12 protein-coding genes are annotated in these 18,649 nt (G+C 61.4%); 2 read left to right on the top strand and 10 right to left on the bottom strand.

Going from position 1 to position 18,649, the window contains the following annotated elements; translation table 11 throughout:
* Window positions 1-30: 30 nt before the first annotated feature.
* The 4 genes from DENOEST_RS10430 to rpoE are packed head-to-tail and all read right to left on the bottom strand — an operon-like array spanning window position 31 to window position 2,541.
* On the bottom strand, window positions 31-453 hold the full coding sequence (locus tag DENOEST_RS10430; protein ID WP_145770907.1) for a SoxR reducing system RseC family protein: 423 nt from the start codon (window positions 451-453) through the stop codon (window positions 31-33).
* Entirely contained in the window at window positions 450-1,427 is a 978-nt protein-coding gene (locus tag DENOEST_RS10435; RefSeq protein WP_145770908.1) for a MucB/RseB C-terminal domain-containing protein, read from the bottom strand. The genes DENOEST_RS10430 and DENOEST_RS10435 overlap by 4 nt, the downstream gene beginning before the upstream one ends.
* On the bottom strand, window positions 1,424-1,939 hold the full coding sequence (locus DENOEST_RS10440; RefSeq protein ID WP_145770909.1) for a sigma-E factor negative regulatory protein: 516 nt from the start codon (window positions 1,937-1,939) through the stop codon (window positions 1,424-1,426). The genes DENOEST_RS10435 and DENOEST_RS10440 overlap by 4 nt, the downstream gene beginning before the upstream one ends.
* A gap of 2 nt (window positions 1,940-1,941) precedes the next feature.
* Window positions 1,942-2,541 carry an RNA polymerase sigma factor RpoE gene (rpoE, locus tag DENOEST_RS10445; RefSeq protein WP_145770910.1) on the bottom strand — a complete coding sequence of 200 codons (600 nt, stop codon included), beginning with the start codon at window positions 2,539-2,541 and terminating at the stop codon, window positions 1,942-1,944.
* Window positions 2,542-2,712: 171 nt separating this feature from the next.
* Between rpoE and nadB the strand changes: the two genes are divergently transcribed.
* Together nadB and DENOEST_RS10455 are read left to right on the top strand one after the other, a co-directional pair.
* Window positions 2,713-4,305 carry an L-aspartate oxidase gene (nadB, locus tag DENOEST_RS10450; RefSeq protein WP_145770911.1) on the top strand — a complete coding sequence of 531 codons (1,593 nt, stop codon included), beginning with the start codon at window positions 2,713-2,715 and terminating at the stop codon, window positions 4,303-4,305.
* 8 nt (window positions 4,306-4,313) lie between these two features.
* A complete protein-coding gene (locus tag DENOEST_RS10455) occupies window positions 4,314-5,321 on the top strand; it encodes a hypothetical protein (RefSeq protein ID WP_145770912.1) in 1,008 nt (335 codons plus the stop codon).
* A 3-nt stretch (window positions 5,322-5,324) separates the two neighbouring features.
* Here the strand turns inward: DENOEST_RS10455 and DENOEST_RS10460 are convergent, their stop codons facing one another.
* The 6 genes from DENOEST_RS10460 to fabF all read right to left on the bottom strand — a co-directional run bounded on the left by DENOEST_RS10460 (window position 5,325) and on the right by fabF (window position 18,628).
* Window positions 5,325-6,701: a phenylacetate--CoA ligase family protein gene (locus DENOEST_RS10460; protein WP_145770913.1), complete on the bottom strand. Its 1,377-nt coding sequence runs from the start codon at window positions 6,699-6,701 to the stop codon at window positions 5,325-5,327.
* 3 nt (window positions 6,702-6,704) lie between these two features.
* A complete protein-coding gene (locus DENOEST_RS10465) occupies window positions 6,705-7,718 on the bottom strand; it encodes a FecR family protein (protein ID WP_170228208.1) in 1,014 nt (337 codons plus the stop codon).
* Window positions 7,696-15,144, bottom strand: a complete 7,449-nt coding sequence (locus DENOEST_RS10470) for a two-partner secretion domain-containing protein (protein WP_183148234.1) — start codon at window positions 15,142-15,144, stop codon at window positions 7,696-7,698. Before DENOEST_RS10470 ends, DENOEST_RS10465 begins: the two co-directional genes overlap by 23 nt.
* Window positions 15,145-15,248: 104 nt before the next feature.
* Entirely contained in the window at window positions 15,249-16,829 is a 1,581-nt protein-coding gene (locus DENOEST_RS10475; RefSeq protein ID WP_145770915.1) for a ShlB/FhaC/HecB family hemolysin secretion/activation protein, read from the bottom strand.
* Between the two features lie 119 nt (window positions 16,830-16,948).
* Window positions 16,949-17,377, bottom strand: a complete 429-nt coding sequence (locus DENOEST_RS10480) for a protein YgfX (RefSeq protein ID WP_145770916.1) — start codon at window positions 17,375-17,377, stop codon at window positions 16,949-16,951.
* Between the two features lie 12 nt (window positions 17,378-17,389).
* Window positions 17,390-18,628 (bottom strand): beta-ketoacyl-ACP synthase II, encoded by a 1,239-nt coding sequence (gene fabF / locus DENOEST_RS10485; RefSeq protein WP_145770917.1) that lies wholly within the window; start codon window positions 18,626-18,628, stop codon window positions 17,390-17,392.
* Window positions 18,629-18,649 lie beyond the last annotated feature (21 nt).

Consider the following 18,649-nt stretch of genomic DNA (forward strand, 5'->3'; position numbering starts at 1 on the left):
GAATCTCCTCCATGCTTATTGGATATTCCGTCACTTGAAATGGATCGACAGGCCAACGTCGGTAGCCCGCTCCCAGCGCCGCCGATTCCAGCGCAGCAGCAGCAGTCCCAACGTCAGGCCGGACAGGGCGCCCAGGACGGCAACGCCGTCGCCTCCCCCCGCTACCGTCACCAGCGCGGCGCCCACAATGGCCAACAGGACGCAGGCGCCATAAGACGCCAATGCGGCCTTGAGCACCACGCCTTCGGGAACGCTAAGCATCACCACATCACCGACACGGGCCTGGATGGTATTGGGCACGCGGTATTGACGGGTCGCGCAAGCCGAAGTTCCCCCCATCACGCCGCCACATCCACCTTGCTCATGACAACGCCCGCAACCACTGGTACGGGCCACGTCCACCACCGCCATGCCATTCTCCAACCCGGACACCACCGCCTCGACCGTACTCATTTCCTGCGTGCCTCGATTCCATCCACCAGTCTTACCAGGGCTACCGGAGGCACATCCCCCAGAGCAGTCAATAGATGATTCCCCAGGAGCCGCTTATAGACATTGACCGCACCCATGGCAAAGACACCCGACTCCGGCCTGGGACTGGCCAGATCCAGGGGCTTGATGAAAACCGATATTGCCGCCAGGCCATCGGAAAACACCAGGTGGGTCATTTCATTGCCATCCCTCCGGGATTTGCGCTTCATTCCCGACATCCGGTGGAAACCCGGCAATGGGGCACGAAAAACCCATTCATCATCATCCGGGGTCATGTCCCGGGAACGGGTGTCATGAACCCGCCAGTCGCCACCCTTCAATCTGGCATGGACCTTCAGGGACTCCCGATCAACCGGCCCGCCGATGCGCACCTCGGTAAAGGTAAAGCTCTCCCTGGGATTGCCGCCCTCATCCAGCAGGCTGGCCTTGAGCATCAAGCCGCTCTGGGCTTCCACCCAGAACTGCCGGCGGTAGCGCAATTCATCCTTGGGGTCCACCAGGATGGTCTGGGCATCGAAGCCTGCCACCCGTCCCGGCGGGCCCCGGCGGATGTTGTAGTAATCGGTGAGGGTGGTGAGCCGTTCCGGCAGTACCGCAGGAAAGCTGCGCCGACCCTTGCTGCGTTCCATCACCAGCAGACGCTGATCCGGGATATAGCATTTGATTTCGTCCCCCTCCCGCACCACTTCGCGGGGACTGTCGTCCAGAGTTTCCGTTCGTTCCAGTTCACGGCCGTTTTCCAGCAGATGGGCGATGCGGGAAGTTTCCGAACGACTGCCTTCCTGATAGACGAAGACACCGCTGTAGTTCAACCGGCGGGCCGAGTTGGCAACCTTTTGCAGCCACTGCAAGGTATCGGGCGTATTTTCCGCCAGGGCACCAGGAGCAAGGCTCCAACTCGCAAGACAGAGCAGCAAGCAGCGCCAAGGCATCATTTGCCGGCGCCCGCCACGCTGAAGGAGACCGGACGTATCTCGCGAACGCTGCTGCCCAATCCCAGGGTGGAACTGTGAAGCTGATGGGCGATCAGATATTCCTGCATGTCCGGAGATGCCTCTTGGGTCACCAATCCCCGGGAACTCGCCACCTGGACCGGGACCATTGCCTGCGGCCGGGTCAATTGATCCGTCTGGGCCTGAGGGGCCAGAGCCAGCCACGCCACCACCGCCACACCCGCCGCCGACGCCGCCAGGGCCAGTGCGGCCGGACGTAGCCGGTGGCGACGAATACGCGGCGCCAGCACCGTCGGCTCCTGCGCCAGCATGGTCATCACCGAGGCCGTCAAGTCCGCATCCAGACGGGGCTCACCGCGCAGGGCATCGCCGATCAGATGATAGATGCCGACCGCCTCATGGGCATCACCCGGTTGGCGCAGCATGTCCAGCACCAGCGCCGACTCGTCCTGATCCAACTCACCGTCCAGCAGGGCTGAAAGTCGTGTCTCCATCCTTACCACCTCCTATCCGGTGCCGTATCCAGCAGGGGGCGCAATTCCTTCGCAATTGCTTCCCGCGCACGGAATATCCGGCTACGTACCGTTCCGATCGGACAGTCCATGATCTCGGCGATTTCCTCGTAACTCATGCCATCGATCTCTCGCAGGGCAATGGCCGACCGCAAGTCATCCGGCAGCCGATCCATGGCCCGATTTACCGTCTCCGCGATCTGCTTGGACATCAGCACCCGTTCGGGGGTATTCACATCCCGCAGCAGACCACCGCCCTCAAAGGTTTCCGCCTCCTCGCTATCCACCTGTGCCGTCAACTTGGCGCGCTGGCCCTGGGATGCCAGCCAGTTCTTCGCCGTATTCACGCCGATTCGATACAGCCAGGTGTAGAAAGCACTGTCACCTCGAAAACTGGGCAAGGCCCGATAGGCCTTGATGAATGCCTCCTGAGTCACGTCTTCCGCTTCTCCCGGATCCCGTACCAGGCGTGACACCAGCCTCAGCAACTTGCGCTGATACTTGGTGACGAGCAGGCCGAAAGCCTGTTTGTCACCTGCCTGAACGCGCTCCACCAGCGCCTGATCCGCCTCGCGGTCTCCCATTTCACCTATACATTCGTGCGATCCTTGCTGGACCAAGCTCGAAGTATAACTTCCCGGCCCGCCCTGTCGCCCCGCGGCATGACGGCATCAGCCACTGCCAGAAAGACAGATCGAATCGCGGATAGTTCCTGGACGAATAAGGGTATTGGGCAGTGGTATATTCGCCGGGCCATGAATTCCTCTCCCATTGCCCACTTCGACGTCCTGATCCTCGGCAGCGGACTGGCCGGCCAGTCCCTGGCCTTGCGGCTGGCCCAGACCCATCGTGTCGCCCTGATCACCAAACGCCACCTCGACGACTCAGCGTCCTCCTGGGCCCAGGGCGGCATCGCCGCCGTGCTGGACGAGGCGGACTCCATCGCCAGCCATATCGATGACACCCTGGTCGCCGGCGCCGGTCTGTGCGACCCGGAAGCCACCCGCTTCGTGGTGGAGAACAGCCGCCAGGCGATCCAGTGGCTGATCGACCAGGGTGTGCCATTCACCCGAGACGATTCCGAATTCGGTTTTCACCTGACCCGCGAAGGCGGCCACAGCCAGCGTCGCATCATTCACGCGGCCGACGCTACCGGCGCTGCCGTCCAGCGCACCCTGACCGAGAAGGTCCGGACCCATCCCAATATCACAATTTTGGAAAACACCATCGCGGTGGACCTGATCATCGGCGGCAAGCTAGGTTTGAAGGACAACCGCTGCTGGGGCGCCTATTTGCTCGATATCGAAAATGACCAAGTCATTACCGTCGGGGCTTCCTTCACGGTGTTGGCCGCAGGCGGCGCCGGTAAGGTCTACCTCTACACCACCAACCCGGACACCTCAACGGGAGACGGTATCGCCATGGCCTGGCGGGCCGGTTGCCGGGTGGAAAACATGGAGTTCATTCAGTTCCACCCTACCTGCCTGTACCACCCCAAGGCCAAGTCCTTCCTGATCTCGGAAGCGGTGCGAGGCGAAGGTGCCCTGCTGCGCCTGCCCGACGGCACCCGCTTCATGCCGGACCACGACCCCCGGGCCGAGTTGGCGACCCGGGATGTGGTGGCCCGTGCCATCGACTTCGAAATGAAGCGCCATGGCGTGGATTGCGTGTTTCTGGACATTACCCACAAGCCGGCGGATTTTCTCAAAAGCCACTTTCCCAACATCCATGCCTATTGCCAGGGACTTGGCATCGACATCGCCAAGGAATGGATCCCAGTGGTGCCCGCCGCCCACTTCACCTGCGGCGGTGTGGTCACCGACCTGACGGCCCGTACCGACATCGACGGCCTCTATGCCATCGGCGAAACTGCCTGCACTGGTCTCCACGGCGCCAACCGCCTGGCCAGCAACTCTCTGCTCGAATGCGTGGTCCTGGCCGAAGCGGCCGCCAAAGACATTGGCCAGCAGGCGCTATTGAGCATCCCCGACCTGCCCCTCTGGGATGAAAGCCGGGTCACCGATGCCGACGAGGAAGTGGTTATCTCCCACAACTGGGACGAGTTGCGCCGCTTCATGTGGGACTACGTGGGCATCGTCCGCACCAACAAGCGCCTGGAGCGGGCCATGCATCGCATCTGCCTGCTGGAGGACGAAATCAGCGAGTACTACGCCAACTTCCGCGTCAGCAACGACCTGATCGAGCTACGCAACCTGGTACTCACCGCCCACCTGATCATCCGCAGTGCCCAGCAGCGCAAGGAAAGCCGGGGCCTGCACTACAGCCGGGACTATCCCGCCCCCCTCGCCAACGCACGGAACACGGTCCTGCAACCGCCGGGACTTTAGTTTCCATCATGTCCCACACTGACGATCTCTTGCTGCGCTTCATCGCACCAGCACCAGAGCCCTGCCGGTATCTCGGTGACGTGGAAATCCACCAAACCCTGCTCTCTGCACCGGCGAACTACCTCGATTTTCTCTGGCAACGCCTAAGCGCCGTGGCCGATGGCAGCATTTCTCTTCAACTACCGGAAAAGCAGATTTTCGAGGATGGACCGCTGCAGGGTGACTTCCGCATCATGCCCTGTATCACTCTGACCAACGGCGTCCCATTCAAGACCGTGAAGGTGGTGGGTACCAATCTGAACCAGCGCATCGTCCCTGGTCAAATCACCGTGGGCAAGGCAATGGTGTTGGACCCTGTGGAGAATTTTGTCACGCACATGGCCGACGCCAATCTGCTGTCGTCCCTGCGTACCGGTGCCTGCGCGGCTCTCGCCATGCGTTCTCACCATGCAGGGCAAGGTTGCCTGCGTATTGTCGGCGCCGGCAAGGTCGGTACCTACACAGCCCTGCTGGCACTGGAAACTCTGGCCTTTTCGGAACTCCGCCTCACGGATCGCAACCAGGGCCGGGTCCAGGAATTGGCGGAACTATTGCGTCATCGCCATCCCGGAGTGGCCATCAAGATGGTCGAACCTGGAGCGATGGCAAGGGGAGAAGATGTCGTAGTGCTCACCACCACCAGCGAGGCACCGTTCTTTTCCCCCCGACATACCGATGCCCCACTGGTCATCAGTCTAGGCGCCGATTCCCGCCATCAGCGGGAACTTACCGACGATTGGGTCTCCGCGGCCGAGCTGTGCTGCGAGTCCTTGGATTCCATGGACTATGGAGACCTGCTGGCCTGGCGCGATGGAGGACTGCTGGATGGTGATCTGCCCACAGCCTGGCTGGCTCGCCTGGCCGGACGTGTGTCAGACGACGCCGATGCCCCCGGCCATCAGCGTCAGGTGTTCATCTCCACCGGCTCCGCGCTGATGGACAACTTGACCTTGAACTACCTTCTGGCACAGCTCTGAAATTCAGCCTGACGGGATTTCACTGACGAAATCCTCGTACTTGTGATTCACCGACGGCTCAAGTCGGGGTACACGAATCCATTCGAACCGGAAGGGATGGCCCAGATGCTGTTCCAGGGCCGACTCCAGCCGGATGGTCTCGTCGGGCAGCAAGGGACGCTCCATCACATAGCGGATTTCGATCAGGTCCAGGCGATGCTGAATCAGGCGAAATTGGCGCACCGGCGCCACCGCCAGCCACATTTCGGCGGGGAAGCTGGGCCAGTGGCTTTGGCCATCGGGTCGGCACAACATATTGCGCAAACGCCCGTGGATTTTCGCCAGGGTAGGCAGACCCCGGCCGCAGGGGCAGACCGGCCCCACCTCGGCATAGTCACCGATGGCATAGCGAATCAGAGGCATCGCGAAATTGTGCAAGGGAGTCACCACCACCCGACCGGTCTCACCCACGGCACAGGAAGCCCCATCATCATCCAGCACCTCAACCAGGACATGCTCGGACTGGACATGATAGAGCCCGCTCACCGGACATTGCAGGGCGATGTAGCCGCACTCTTCGGAACTGTAGGTGGCGCTCAGTCGGGCACCCCAGGCCCGCTGAACCAGGCTGGCCAAATCTGCGGGAACACTTTCTCCATAAACTCTGACTTCAAGAATGGAGTCCAGCCCGCCAACATCGCCCCGCAGAAAATGCAGGGCCAAGGCCCTGGCGTTGGAGGGATGAGTGATCAGGTAGGCCGGGCGATGGTGTAGCAGCCAGTGGGCCTGATCGTCAATATCGTTGCCAATGTTCAGGGTGATGCAGGGACCGGTGGTCACCGCCTCGGTCAACAGGCCACCCCAGTTGGGAAGGCTGGTTTCCGCCACCTTGGTACGGATCGCTGCCAGTTTTGCTTGCAGATCGCGGCCATGCCAGAGATGGTCGCGCAAGGTCAGGCCATGCCAGAGGAATCCATGGAGCTCGGAAGCCAGAAAACGTAGCGGTGTCCCCAGGGAACCCGAGGTGAATTGCTCACTGATCCCGCCATGGGCCGGAGGCGGTGAGTTGCTGACCAGTTCGGCAAAGAATTCCTGCACCTGGAAACGGGACAGCTCTGGCAGCCTTCCAAATTCCGTTACCGGAGGCGATAGGCCTCCTTCGGCTTGCCAGACTTCTCGATAGTAGGGAACGGTGGATGCCGCATGTTGCAGCAGCAAGGCCAACTGGGACTGCTGCCGCATGTGGATGCGCTCCGGCGTCCACCACTGGGAGCGCTCCAGTTGAAACTGGAGGGCCAGCAACTGCGCACCCCGGTCGGTCGCAATCCCCGGCCACGCATGGCGACCCAGGGCATTGGCAAACTCAATCGGGCGCGGGTTCGCTGCTCCCCCTTCAGCCAAGACCTACCTCACCTCGCAATCTACATTCTTCTTCTTTTCCTGAGACTCGTCTTTCTTGTCGTCTTTCTTGTCGTCTTTCTTGTCGTCCTTCTTGTCGTCCTTCTTGTCGTCTTTTTTATCGTCCTTCTTGCTTTCGTCCTTCTGATCCGATTTATCGTCCTTCTTGCCCGCCGTGTCACTGCCGGCGGTTTTTGGCCCTTCGTTGCTGCTGGACTGGAAGGAAGCCGGAGGAGTGAAGTTCTTGTTCACCCCGGGATCACCGGGAAGTTGCTGGGGTGGGCCGGCGGGTGGCACAAAGCCGAACTGCCCCGCGCTCAGCACGATGGGTGGAGGCAGTGGCGGCGGTTGCACACCGGGGGGCAGGGGCGGCAGCGGCGGCGGCGCAACCATCACCTTACCGTCGATCACATCCACATAAGTGCCAGGGGGCAAGCCCCCGCACGCGCCGGGTATGCAGACGGTCGCCCCGTAAATAGTGCCCCTAATGCCGATGGTCGCGGTAGCCGTCTGCAAACGGTAGGCATCCTGATTGCCACGCTTGCCCACCAGACCGGTGATGGTCCGCAAGGCACCCTTGAGCAGTCCAAATACCGCGCTGTCCTTTTCCGGGGCCTTTTGATCGAAGCTAAAGGTGTCGATCCGCATCTGGCTGTCGGGTTTCATGGTGACCTCTGCCTGGTCTGCAAACTTGACCTTGGCATAGGTCTTGTCGGCGGTCACCAAGGTATCTCCCTGTTCCACGGTGGATGCCACCGAGAGTACCCGCCGGGAGCCATCACTCTTGACGGCGAACAGGGGGCCGGAGATATTGGTCACCCGGCCGGCGACTTCCGCCAGGGCCGGCGCCACCCACAAAGACAGCAGCGACAGCAGTAGCAGCTTAAGAAAATGCTGAACAAGTCCGTTCGCACTGAGCTTGTCGAAGTGCAAGCCGCGCCAATACTGGGCTTCGACAGGCTCAGCCCGAACGGTTGGGGACTTGTTCAGCGTTTCCTTAATTGCAGTAGGTCTTCGCATTGCTGCTCTCCTGTTTTTTGCCGGATGCGCCACCTGTCTGCTCGGACTTCTTCTTGTCCTTGTCATCCTTATCCTCTTCCTTCTTCTGGCCGGAAGGCTGGCCTTCGCCGGATGAATCCGCCTTGCTGGTGGAGGATTTCTCTCCGCCACCACCACCGTTACTGGTCCCCAGCGGTGCCCCGCCTCCCCCACCGCTGGTACTGGCAAGTTGCTGGGGCTGGGTGGAGGAAATATTGGTTTCCTTGGTAATCGTCTGTTCGGCCTGTTCGATCTGATTGACAACCGTCTTGACGGTATCATCCGACGAGGTCCCACCATCGGTCGAAGAACCTCCACTGCAACCGGAGGCACTCGTCAGGCAGGCCAGTTGTTCAGCGGTGGACTGATCCGATGACGGCAGCACCACGGAGCAGCCAGGCAATGAAGCATTGGCCGTGCAACTTGCCAGGGATGGCAGCACCGCGCTGCAACCTGCCGTCGTCGGCGCGGTGGTGCAGGTGTCCAGACTCGGCAGCACCACGGAACAACCCGCCAGGGTCGGCGTCGTCGCGCAACTCGCCAGCGTCGGCAGCACCGCGCTGCAACCCGCAAGCGTCGGATTCGTCACGCAGCTATCCACGGTGGGCAACACCGCACTGCAACCCGCCGTGGTCGGCGCAGTCGTACAAATCGCCAGACTTGGCAGCACCGCGGAACAACCCGCCAGGGTCGGCGTCGCCGCGCAACTTGCCAACGTCGGCAGCACCGCGCTGCAACCCGCAAGCGTCGGCGTCGTCGTACAGCTTGCCACCGTCGGCAACACCGCCGTGCAACCCGCCAGGGTCGGTGTCGTCGTACAACTTGCCAAGGTCGGCAACACCGCCGTGCAACCTGCAAGCGTCGGCGTCGTCGTGCAGCTTTCCACCGTCGGCAATACCGCCGTGCAACCCGCAAGCGTCGGCGTCGTCGCGCAACTTGCCAAGGTCGGCAACACCGCCGTGCAACCCGCAAGGGTCGGCGTCGTCGTGCAGCTTTCCACCGTCGGCAACACCGCCGTGCAACCCGCAAGGGTCGGCGTCGTCGTGCAGCTTTCCACCGTCGGCAACACCGCTGTGCAACCTGCAAGCGTCGGCGTCGTCGTGCAGCTTGCCAAGGTCGGCAACACCGCCGTGCAACCCGCAAGGGTCGGCGTCGTCGTGCAGCTTTCCACCGTCGGCAACACCGCCGTGCAACCCGCAAGGGTCGGCGTCGTAGCACAACTCTCCACAGTGGGTAGTACTGCCGTACAACCTGCCGTGGTTGGCGCAGTCGTACAGGTCGCCAGGGATGGCAGCACCGCGGAACAGCCTGCCAGCGTCGGCGTCGCCTCGCAACTGGCCAGGGTCGGCAGCACCGCACTGCAACCCGCCGTAGTCGGCGCAGTGGTACAGGTTGTCAGACTTGGCAGCACCGTCGAGCAGCCGGAAATCGTCGGGTCCGCGGTACATTGCGCCAGGGTGGGCGCCGTCGGCGCCGCGGTCTGGGTAATGGTCGGCGTCAAGGGATTGCTGCTGGTGTTCTCGATCGAAGCGGAATTACTGACTGTGCCACCGGTAAGCACTACGCTCCCACCGGAAGTAATGCCGCTGGTGCTCGCCAGGGTCAGGAGTCCGTCATTGCCTGCCGTCAGGGCCACACCGGTGCCGCCATAGATGGTGGCCAACGCATTGAGCGTCAGGGGGCTGTGGGCCGTGATGGAAACACTTCCCAGGGGGGCATAGATATCGTCATAACAATCGCAACTGGTGTCGGCAATAACCACCTCTCCGGTATTGTCGATGGTGACATTGCCGCTGTCATTGGTTATCTGCATGACGGTCAAGGGCGACGCCGTGTTGTTCAGGACAATATTCCCGCTCCCGTTATCCGCAGAGAATTTCGAGACGGCATTGCTGCTGTTGGTCAGGGAGATGCCCGTTGCCGCCGTGGCGTACAGCGTGCCGCCGGCACCGGTAGAAACATGCCCGCCAAATTCCCCGCTGCCGACGGCAGGCACGCTGATGCTGCCGGTCGTGGCCGTCAGATACAGATTGGACGAACCATTGACCCAGACCCAGGAGGGAGTCGAGTTTACCGATGAGCGGATGGTGAGATCACGACCGGCGGCCAATGTCACGTTGCCACTCCCCGACCAGACATAAGTGAAGTTATCTACCAGGATGTCGCGCACGGCATCCAAGGTGACCGTTCCGCTGGTGCTGGCGAAAATATCTGCATAGGAGCCGTTTGCATTGGTGCCAAGCTTGATGTCCCTACCCGCCAGAAAGCTGATGTTGCCGGTGGTGGTGTCGGCCAGGACAAGGCTCGACGACGGGTTGGCAATGATGTCGCTGGTGGCCCCGGTAGCCGTCAGGCTGACACCCGTTACTCCATGGATGACACCCGAACCGGAAGTCGAACTGAGGTTGATCGAGCCCGCGCCCGCGTTCAGGGTAACCGTGGTATCCCCGGCGACTCGCCCCGAGGTGCCGTTCACCGTGATCGCCCCGGAAGAAGCGACAAGTGAAGCGTACCCGGTGGTACCGGACGCGTACACCGGCGCCGTCACCTGGATATTGCCCGCCGAGCTGCTGACGCTGACATAACCTTCTGCGCCATCTGCAGTGACGCTGGAATTGATATTGACGCCGCCGCTGCCGGAAATGCTGATCCCGCCATCCAGGGTACTGCCACTGGTAGTCAAGGCAGCGCCAATGGTCGTTGTCCCATTGCCTGCGACGAGATTAAGCATCCCCCCATTGGTTCCCTGGATGGATATGGGAGCATTCACGATCAGGTTGCCGGTGCTGGTCTGCACCGTAATGCCGCCACCGTATGCATGTACACCACCGATGGGGGTGACATCGCCGAAGGGCGTGACGGTACCGACAGTCAAGGCCTGGCCATTCAACATGGTGATGGATCCACCGGTGGACTCCGCCAGGAAAGTGTTGACCAGATTGCCCGTGGAATGCCACAGGGAAACCGAAGTACCCCGCGCCCCCAGCGCGTCGGCGGTGATCGCCCCTGGCGCCGCACCTAATTGGGAAATGATTCCACCACTCATGAGATACAGATCACCCGCGCCCCGATTGATCGCATCATTGATATAGATGCTGCCCGATGCGGGGAGGGTCACCGAAGGGAAGGGAGACGCATTGCCCGTGTTGTCGTAACCCATGGCCAGTTCGCCGGCAACGATGGAGGCGCTGTCTATATCCGCGCTCTGCAAGCACAGTCGCCCCGCCGTACAGGCGCCCGTGTTGATTTCGATCTCTTTCCCGGAACTCCTGGGCAGGATATGCACGCCGCCCGCGGTGGACTCCACCGTCCCACTCCCTATGGAGAGATTGTCGGTCATGAGCATGACATCGCCAGCCCCGGCCTTGATCAGCGCCGATGCGCCCCCCAGGCTGACGCTGTCCGCCAGGACCGCCACACCGTCTCCTATCCCCTGGACCACCCCGGAGGCACCCAGGGAAACGCTGTTGGCACCGTTGTCCAGCCATACGCCACCGCCATAGGCCCTGACTGCGCTATTGACCGTGATGGCCGCTGTGTTCTTCACCTTGACCCCCCCCGTGGCGACACCCGATGCCACGGCGTAAAGGTCGCCACTGAACGCATTGATCGCGTTGGAGATATCGATCACGGACCCCACGGCAGCCAGACTGACATTGCCTGTGGTCGTCAGCCCACCATAGCCCGCATCCTGGACAATATTCCCGCCCGAAGAAAGCGTGATGGCGCCACCGTTCGTGGAGGTGATGCCATTACCAAAGGTGTCGATCGTGGTGAGGAAGATATCGTTCGCGCTGCTGTATGCGATGCCGCCATAAGCCGTGGCCGCAACGATTCCCGTGGGATTGGCTTCCGTCAGGGTGATGGTGCCGCCGGTACCCGTTGCGCTCAAATAAACCGCCCGCCCCGACAACAGGCCATTGGCCGTCTGGGCGATGGGCGGAGCGCTGGTGCCCAGGGTCTTCAGCATGATCACGCCGTCGTCGGTGCCTGCGGTGTAATTACCCGCCCCTATGGCGATCGAGATGCCTCCATAGCCATTGGCCGCAGTCAGGGTATCCACCTCGCCCACCGTCAGGCCGTTCGCGGCAGTGAAGTAGAAATGGTTTTCCTGATTGCTGTTATCGCCAACTTCCGCCGCGAGGGTAGTGACTGCGTGACCAGAGCCGCCACCGCTGAAATTGTTCAGTACCACGTTGCCCAGGGAGCTGACTGCCAAGCCACCGGCGGTGATGATCTTGTCCTGGGTCTGGGTCACACCGCCACTTCCTGCCTTGAGATGGAGTTTCGCCGTGCCGGCATTCACGTCTCCGGCAAGGTTCAACCCATTGCTCCCATTACTGGTGCCAATCCGCCAGGTGCCGAAACCGCTGATGTCCGCCAGTTCGATATCGGATAACGCGAAGCCTCCGCTGGCGCCAAGCCCCAGGGACACGTTGGTGGACGTGCTCATGGGTTCAAGGATGATCTTGCTGGCCGCCGCGCCGCTGACGGTGATGTTGGTGTCGATGGAGATGGCGTCACCCGAGCCGCTGCCGGCCTTCAGGGTAAGATCGCCGGCATTGGATCCGCCCAGAATCCAGGCCGCGCCGCCATAGTTGTTGTCCAGGAAAAGGCCGTTGCCGGTGGAACTCGTCCCCCCCAGGGATATGGGCGCCCCGGCAGAAGACAGCACCCCGCTGGCGGCGTGGTCGCCAATGCTGATGCTGACGCCGGCACTCCCGCTGTTGGATGTCCCGTCGATGGAGATACTGGCGGCAACACTGGCGGAGGAAATCTTGATGTCCCCATAAGAGTTCGTGGTATAGACATCCACCCCGCCGCCGCCGCCGGAACCGCCGACACCCAGAATGGTGACGGTACCCGTACCGAGAGAGCCGACAAAGGTCTCGGCGCCGACACCGTTCTGAATGCGTACCCCGTCCATTCCTCCGCTGCCGGTATTACTGGCATAACCAGAAACCGTCAAATTCCCATTGGTTCCACGAACCGTGGAGCTGGACATGATGTTGATGCCGGGGCTGCTGTTGGAGGAACCGCCATAGCCCGCGAGGGACACCGCGCCAGTGCCGCTGGATGTGACCATGGACCCCACGCCAACCTGTATCCCGGCGCTCTGCCCACCAACCCCAGCGCCATAGCCAACGATGGAAATCGCCCCATTGCCAGTGCTCAGCGTCGTCGTGTTATTGATGTTGACACCGTGATTGGAAACCCCGGATCCAGCACCGGAAGTACCAAAAACAGAGATGCCGCCGGTCGTGGTAGTAATGGAGGAACTGGTGGAAATATCCACACCATCGTTGAATGTCGTACCGGCACCGCCGGTGCCGGTAATGCTCACCGTCCCGCCGGCGGAAGACAGACTGGATCCATCGACAAAGACACCATTTGCCTCGGACGTACCAGCAGTCCCCGTACCCTTGAGGGTAATGTTGCCTCCACCGGAATCCAGTGTGGCACCCGAGATATACACACCGTCCAGCAATACGCCACCATGCCCCACAGCCGCACCAGTGCCGGAACTCCCACCCACCATTTTGATGTCGCCGCCGTAGGTCTTGATTGCGCTGCCGACACCACTGACCTTAATGGCACCCGTCGCGCCATCCTGCACCCTGGAATTCAGAGCGACATCCATGCCCTGTTCGCTGTAGTCACGAATAGCACCGGTGAGAAGGACGTCCTGGTCTGCCAGAAGATTTGCCGCTGACTGGCCCACATAACCCGAGCGGCGCTCGATCTGTCCCGCGATGGTGATGTTGCTACCTTTGACCAGGGCATCCCTGCCAGTGAGCAACCGGGCACCAGAGTTCAACAAAAAGTCGCCAGTAGTCCCACCATAGGCATTCGCGGTCAGACTCAGGTCAGACTGTCCACCGCCGGAATCCGCAATATTGACCGTACTGACCTTGGCGTTCGCACCAATAGCGATGCCCTGGGCGGCAGAGAAGGTGACGTTGGCGTTATTGGCTACCAGGGAAACGCTCCCAGCCACTGTGATGCTGCCCGCGCCGTTGCTATCCTGATCCGCGATCAAATTGATCGCCAGGGGATTCCCCGTGGAAGTGATATCCGCATTGACGACGATATTGTTGTTGGCCTTCAGGGTCAGGTACTGGTTACTGCCCGTAGGCACGCTGGCAATGGCGCTGCTGACCGTGATGTTGCCGGCATCGGAACCGGCGTTGGTACCGCCACCCGGCGCATAGGCGGTGTCAATGACCACATTGGCACCGCCATCCAGTTGGCCAACGATGGTCGAGGCCAGAATCTGGGTCAGCGAATCACCGCCGTAGTTCACCGTTGCCCCGCCGTAGGATTCAAGCCCACCGTACTGAGCCACTGCCGCGACAATCTCGATGTCGTAGGGGTCGATCAGCCAGGTGCCACCCTTGCCTACATTGACCTTGGCCTGATTGATATCCAGCCACCGCGCCGAGGTATCGACAAAGCCGCCCTTGCCATCGGGTGCGCTGGCCTGAGTGCTGATGGTCCCTTTGGCGATCAGCGCATCGCCCCCTTGCATAATGACCTCGCCGCCCCGGTTCAGCCCGTCGGCAGAGGTGCTGCTGCCGCTGTCCAGTTCCAGGCGCTTGCTGGCCCGGAACACAATGCGACCGAATTCGTCGGTCTCCACCGCATCGGCGGAAACCCGTCCCTTCTGTTGCAACACGGCGCCGAAAAGGCTGGTGCGACCGGCCTCAGTGACGATCTGCCCCAGGTTGACCGCCTTGTTCTCGGGAGCCGAAACCACCACCTGGATGTCGGGGTGGCCGGCTTCCACCAGTTGTACGCTGCCACCGGCAGCCAGGATCACTTCGCCGCCGGGGCTATGGATGATGCCGGCGTTCTCGATGTCTGATGCCACCAGGTAAATGCTGCCACCCCTGGGGGTCTGCAACACACCTTCATTGCGGATGCCGCCGGCTACGGCGCCGGCTTCGAAGTTGAGCTTGCCGGCAAGGAAGTCCTTGTCGGAAATGTTGAGGGTAGAGGCGATCAGGCCCTGGGTATCCACCCGTGCGCCGGGACCGAAAGCAATCCCATTGGGGTTGATCAGGTAGACGCGGCCGTTGGATTGCAAGGCACCCAGAATCTGGGAGGCATCGGGTCCGGTGACCCGATTGAGGATGGCGGAAAGGTTGTTCTGTTGCAGGAACCGGGTGGTTTCCAGGGGGGAGACAGAAAAGCTCTGCCAGTTGATGATAGTGCCGGGGACGTTGGTAATGCTGAGGGTGTTGCCGCTCTGGCTGAAGGAGGCTGAGCCTGCCACCACCTGGGGACCGGAGGGCATGGACCAGGCCGGTGCCGTGGCGAAGCAGGACGCGACCGCCAGCGCCATCAGGCGCGGACGCAACGAATCCCGTAATGTGGCGGTTTGATTCCTGGCTGACCTGGCTTTCATGGTCATTCCCCTACCCAAAATTGAAACAGCCACCTCTCCGAGGGGCAAAATCCCACACTGATCTTAGTTCCAAACCCCAAAATCCGGCGTGACACAATTGGCTTTCAGAAAAAGTAGCCAAAGCGGGCATGAACCCGCCAATCCCCCCGCTTCACCGCGCCACCGGGGTTTTGTACCTTGGCGTAATCGGCCTGAAAGGCGGCATCCTTGGTGTAAGCCCAGCGCAGGCCGACACCCAGACTTGAAATATGTTCCCGAGCCTGTTCCCCGGGGAGAGGCTTGATCCGATAGACCGAGCCAAGATCGTAAAAAGCCAGCGCGCGGCAGCGTTGAGCGGAGGAAAAGCCCGCACAGAGCTCCGGCGAATAGAGTTCCAGACTGGCCTGCTGGCCCTTGTCGGAGGCGACTTCCCGCTCCAGGAAGCCCCGTACCGAGGCAGCGCCACCCACGCCGAACTGCTCACCGGGTATCAGGGGCTTATCGGCCCATTGGGCAGTGACGGCCAGCCGAGCCTGCCAGTCGGCGCCCAGGGTGCGGCTCAGGGTCAAGCCACCCCGCACCACCTGATACTCGGCGTCCGCCCCGGCCCGTGCCTTGCTGATGGCCGCCTGATCCCCATTGCCGCCGCCGGGCAGGTTATGTACATAGGTGCCGTAAAAACTGAATTCGCTGCCCGGCTGCGCCAGCTTGCCCGAGTACTGCACCGACAGAGGACGGATGTCCAGGTCATTACCCAGTTGCAATGCCCCCACCCCGATGCTGTTCTCGAATTTCTTCTCTTCCAGGCCGAAGACGACGTTGTGCTCGTAGTCACCCCGGCGCTTCAGGTTCCAGGTGTAACGGGCGCCGAAGGACTTGCCCTTGCCGGTGATGGCCAAGTCGAAGGGACCTACCGCAATGGAGCCGGCGTTGACATTGGAGTCCGTGGTGTAGAGGTCCAGACTGTCTCCCATTCCGTATAGGGGCAGTCGGTAAGCCAGGGCATAGACCTTGACGTCGCTGGCATGCTGCCCTGGGGAAGTCTGGTACTGAAGGGTCAGCACATGGTCGCGGTTCCAGAGGTTGGCGTGCTGGTAACTTAGGCCCAGCCGGTTCTGGCCCGTTTGCGCGGTACCCGTGTTGTCCACCGTCATGCCGGCCTTCCAAAGCTTCTCGTCGGTGACTTTGAGCTTGGCAATGACCTCGTCTTCCTGGTCGCCGGGTGTCAGTTGCAAAGCAATTTTCTTGGCGGGATTTTCGTTGGCGACCCTCAGGCTGGCGGAAAGGTCATCCACCCGTGGAGATGTGCCTTCCCGCAGGCCGGGCAGGGAAGCACGGATGTTGGCGGCATCAAAAAACGCGTTGTTCGTCACATCCACCTTGCTGATGCGGCCCTCCACCACCCGCAGCAGCACCTCCCCTCGTTCCAGCACCTGTTCCGGCAACAGCACCGAGACTGTGGTGTAGCCTTCCTTCCGGTAACCTTCCTCCAAGGCCTCCAGTGCCCGCTGCACATCGCCGAAATCCTTCTCAGTGCCGGAGAAGGGCTGGACAAGGGATTCGACCTGGGCTGACGACAAGAGGGTGTTTCCCTCCACATTGAAGCGGGAGATGGGAAATTTTGGAATTTCCTGAGCAATGCTTGAAACGGCAATCAGGGAGTACAGCAGGCTCAGGAGGCGAAGGCGGCCGAAGCGTGACGGCATGGGGTGTTCCTTCTCAAGAGAAAGCGGCCGGCCACTGAGCTCAGCCGATCTAGTGGGGAGTACCGGAAGTCTCGTCCATTTTAGCGAGGAAAACAATCCGTTTCCCGGGAAAACGCAGGCTATGCCTGGGTATTTCCTGCTTTCCAGCACAGCCACACCCGGAGTTTCCGATGATTGTCGACACCCAGGGCATCCGGAGGCAACACCAGGTTTCTCTGCTGCCGGCCAGTGCGTAGTCGCAACACAATCAACCAGGCATGGACGGTGGTCGGAGGAACCACCTCCAGTTCAAGATTGCTGTCGTCGGCCCAGGCCAGCTCCATCCGACCATCCCTGCGCAGGATGAGGGAAGCCGGGCCATCCCGATGCCAGGCGTGGCGCGCCACGGCGTGGAAGGAAGAAAGTACCAGCAGGAGGATCAATAGTCCTTTCCCGGCCAAAGGCAAGTCGCAGGGAAATACCGCCGCCAGGGCCAGTCCGTGGCCCAGAAGCAAAACGGCCGTCAGGGATGCTGACGGCCGCAGAGCAATCGTTATGGGCAGTTGCACTGCCCTGCACTCCTAGAACCGGCGCAGGGCGAGGGTACCGTTGGTCCCGCCAAAACCGAAGGAGTTGGACAGGGCAGCCCGAATCTCCATCTTCCGCGCCGTGTTGGCGCAGTAGTCCAGGTCGCATTGCTCATCCTGGTTGAAGAGGTTGATGGTGGGAGGCGATATCTGGTGGTGCAGGGCCAGGGAGGTAAATACGGCTTCAACACCGCCGGCAGCCCCCAACAGGTGGCCGGTCATGGACTTGGTGGAATTGACCACCAGTTCCCTGGCATGGTCGCCGAAGCAGCGCTTGACACCGACGGTTTCCGCCAGATCGCCCAGAGGCGTGGAAGTGCCATGGGCATTGATGTAATCCACCTCGTCCGGATTCATCCGGGCGTTCTTCATGGCGGCAACCATGCAGCGGCGACCTCCATCGCCGTCCTCGCAGGGCGCAGTCATGTGGTTGGCGTCAGCACTCATGCCATAGCCGGCCACTTCCGCGTAAATGCGGGCGCCACGGGCCTTGGCATGTTCATACTCCTCCAGCACTAGGACACCGGCCCCCTCGGCCAGCACGAAGCCGTCCCGGTCCTTGTCCCAGGGACGGCTGGACGTGGCCGGATCGTCGTTGCGGGTGGACAGTGCACGGGCCGAAGCAAAACCGCCGATGGCCAAGGGGGAGACCGTGGATTCGGCGCCGCCGCAGACCATCACGTCGGCATCGCCATACTCGATCAGCCGGGCCGACTCGCCGATACAGTGGGTGGCCGTGGTGCAGGCCGTCACCATGGCCAGGTTGGGTCCCTTCAGGCCGAACATGATCGACAGATTTCCCGAGATCATGTTGATGATGGTACCGGGGATGAAAAAGGGCGAAATCTTGCGGGGACCGCCGCCAAGATAATCGTTGTGGGTATCCTCGATCATTGGCAGACCGCCTATGCCGGAGCCGATGTTGACCCCAATGCGTTCAGCGTTCTGCTCGGTGACCGTGAGACCGGAATCCTTAATGGCCTGGATACCGGCCGCCATGCCGTAATGGATGAAGGTATCCATGCGGCGCGCCTCCTTGGGAGACAGATAGGCGGAGACATCGAAGCCCCTGACTTCCCCGGCGATCCGAACCGAGAAAGCGGAGGCATCGAACCGGGTGATGGGGCCGATGCCGCTCTTGCCGGCGACGATGTTGTCCCAGGCTTCGGAAATGGTGTTGCCGACCGGCGAAAGGATGCCGAGGCCGGTGACGACGACTCTACGACGCGACAAGGCGGACTCCTGATCTGAAAA

It is taken from the genome of Denitratisoma oestradiolicum, assembly GCF_902813185.1.
GTDB lineage: Bacteria > Pseudomonadota > Gammaproteobacteria > Burkholderiales > Rhodocyclaceae > Denitratisoma > Denitratisoma oestradiolicum.

Coding starts and splice junctions, on each gene's coding strand:
- DENOEST_RS10430 (WP_145770907.1), bottom strand. CDS start 453: ATGAGTACGGTCGAGGCGGTGGTGTCCGGGTTGGAGAATGGCATGGCG.
- DENOEST_RS10435 (WP_145770908.1), bottom strand. CDS start 1,427: ATGATGCCTTGGCGCTGCTTGCTGCTCTGTCTTGCGAGTTGGAGCCTT.
- DENOEST_RS10440 (WP_145770909.1), bottom strand. CDS start 1,939: ATGGAGACACGACTTTCAGCCCTGCTGGACGGTGAGTTGGATCAGGAC.
- rpoE (WP_145770910.1), bottom strand. CDS start 2,541: ATGGGAGACCGCGAGGCGGATCAGGCGCTGGTGGAGCGCGTTCAGGCA.
- nadB (WP_145770911.1), top strand. CDS start 2,713: ATGAATTCCTCTCCCATTGCCCACTTCGACGTCCTGATCCTCGGCAGC.
- DENOEST_RS10455 (WP_145770912.1), top strand. CDS start 4,314: ATGTCCCACACTGACGATCTCTTGCTGCGCTTCATCGCACCAGCACCA.
- DENOEST_RS10465 (WP_170228208.1), bottom strand. CDS start 7,718: ATGCGAAGACCTACTGCAATTAAGGAAACGCTGAACAAGTCCCCAACC.
- DENOEST_RS10470 (WP_183148234.1), bottom strand. CDS start 15,144: ATGAAAGCCAGGTCAGCCAGGAATCAAACCGCCACATTACGGGATTCG.
- DENOEST_RS10475 (WP_145770915.1), bottom strand. CDS start 16,829: ATGCCGTCACGCTTCGGCCGCCTTCGCCTCCTGAGCCTGCTGTACTCC.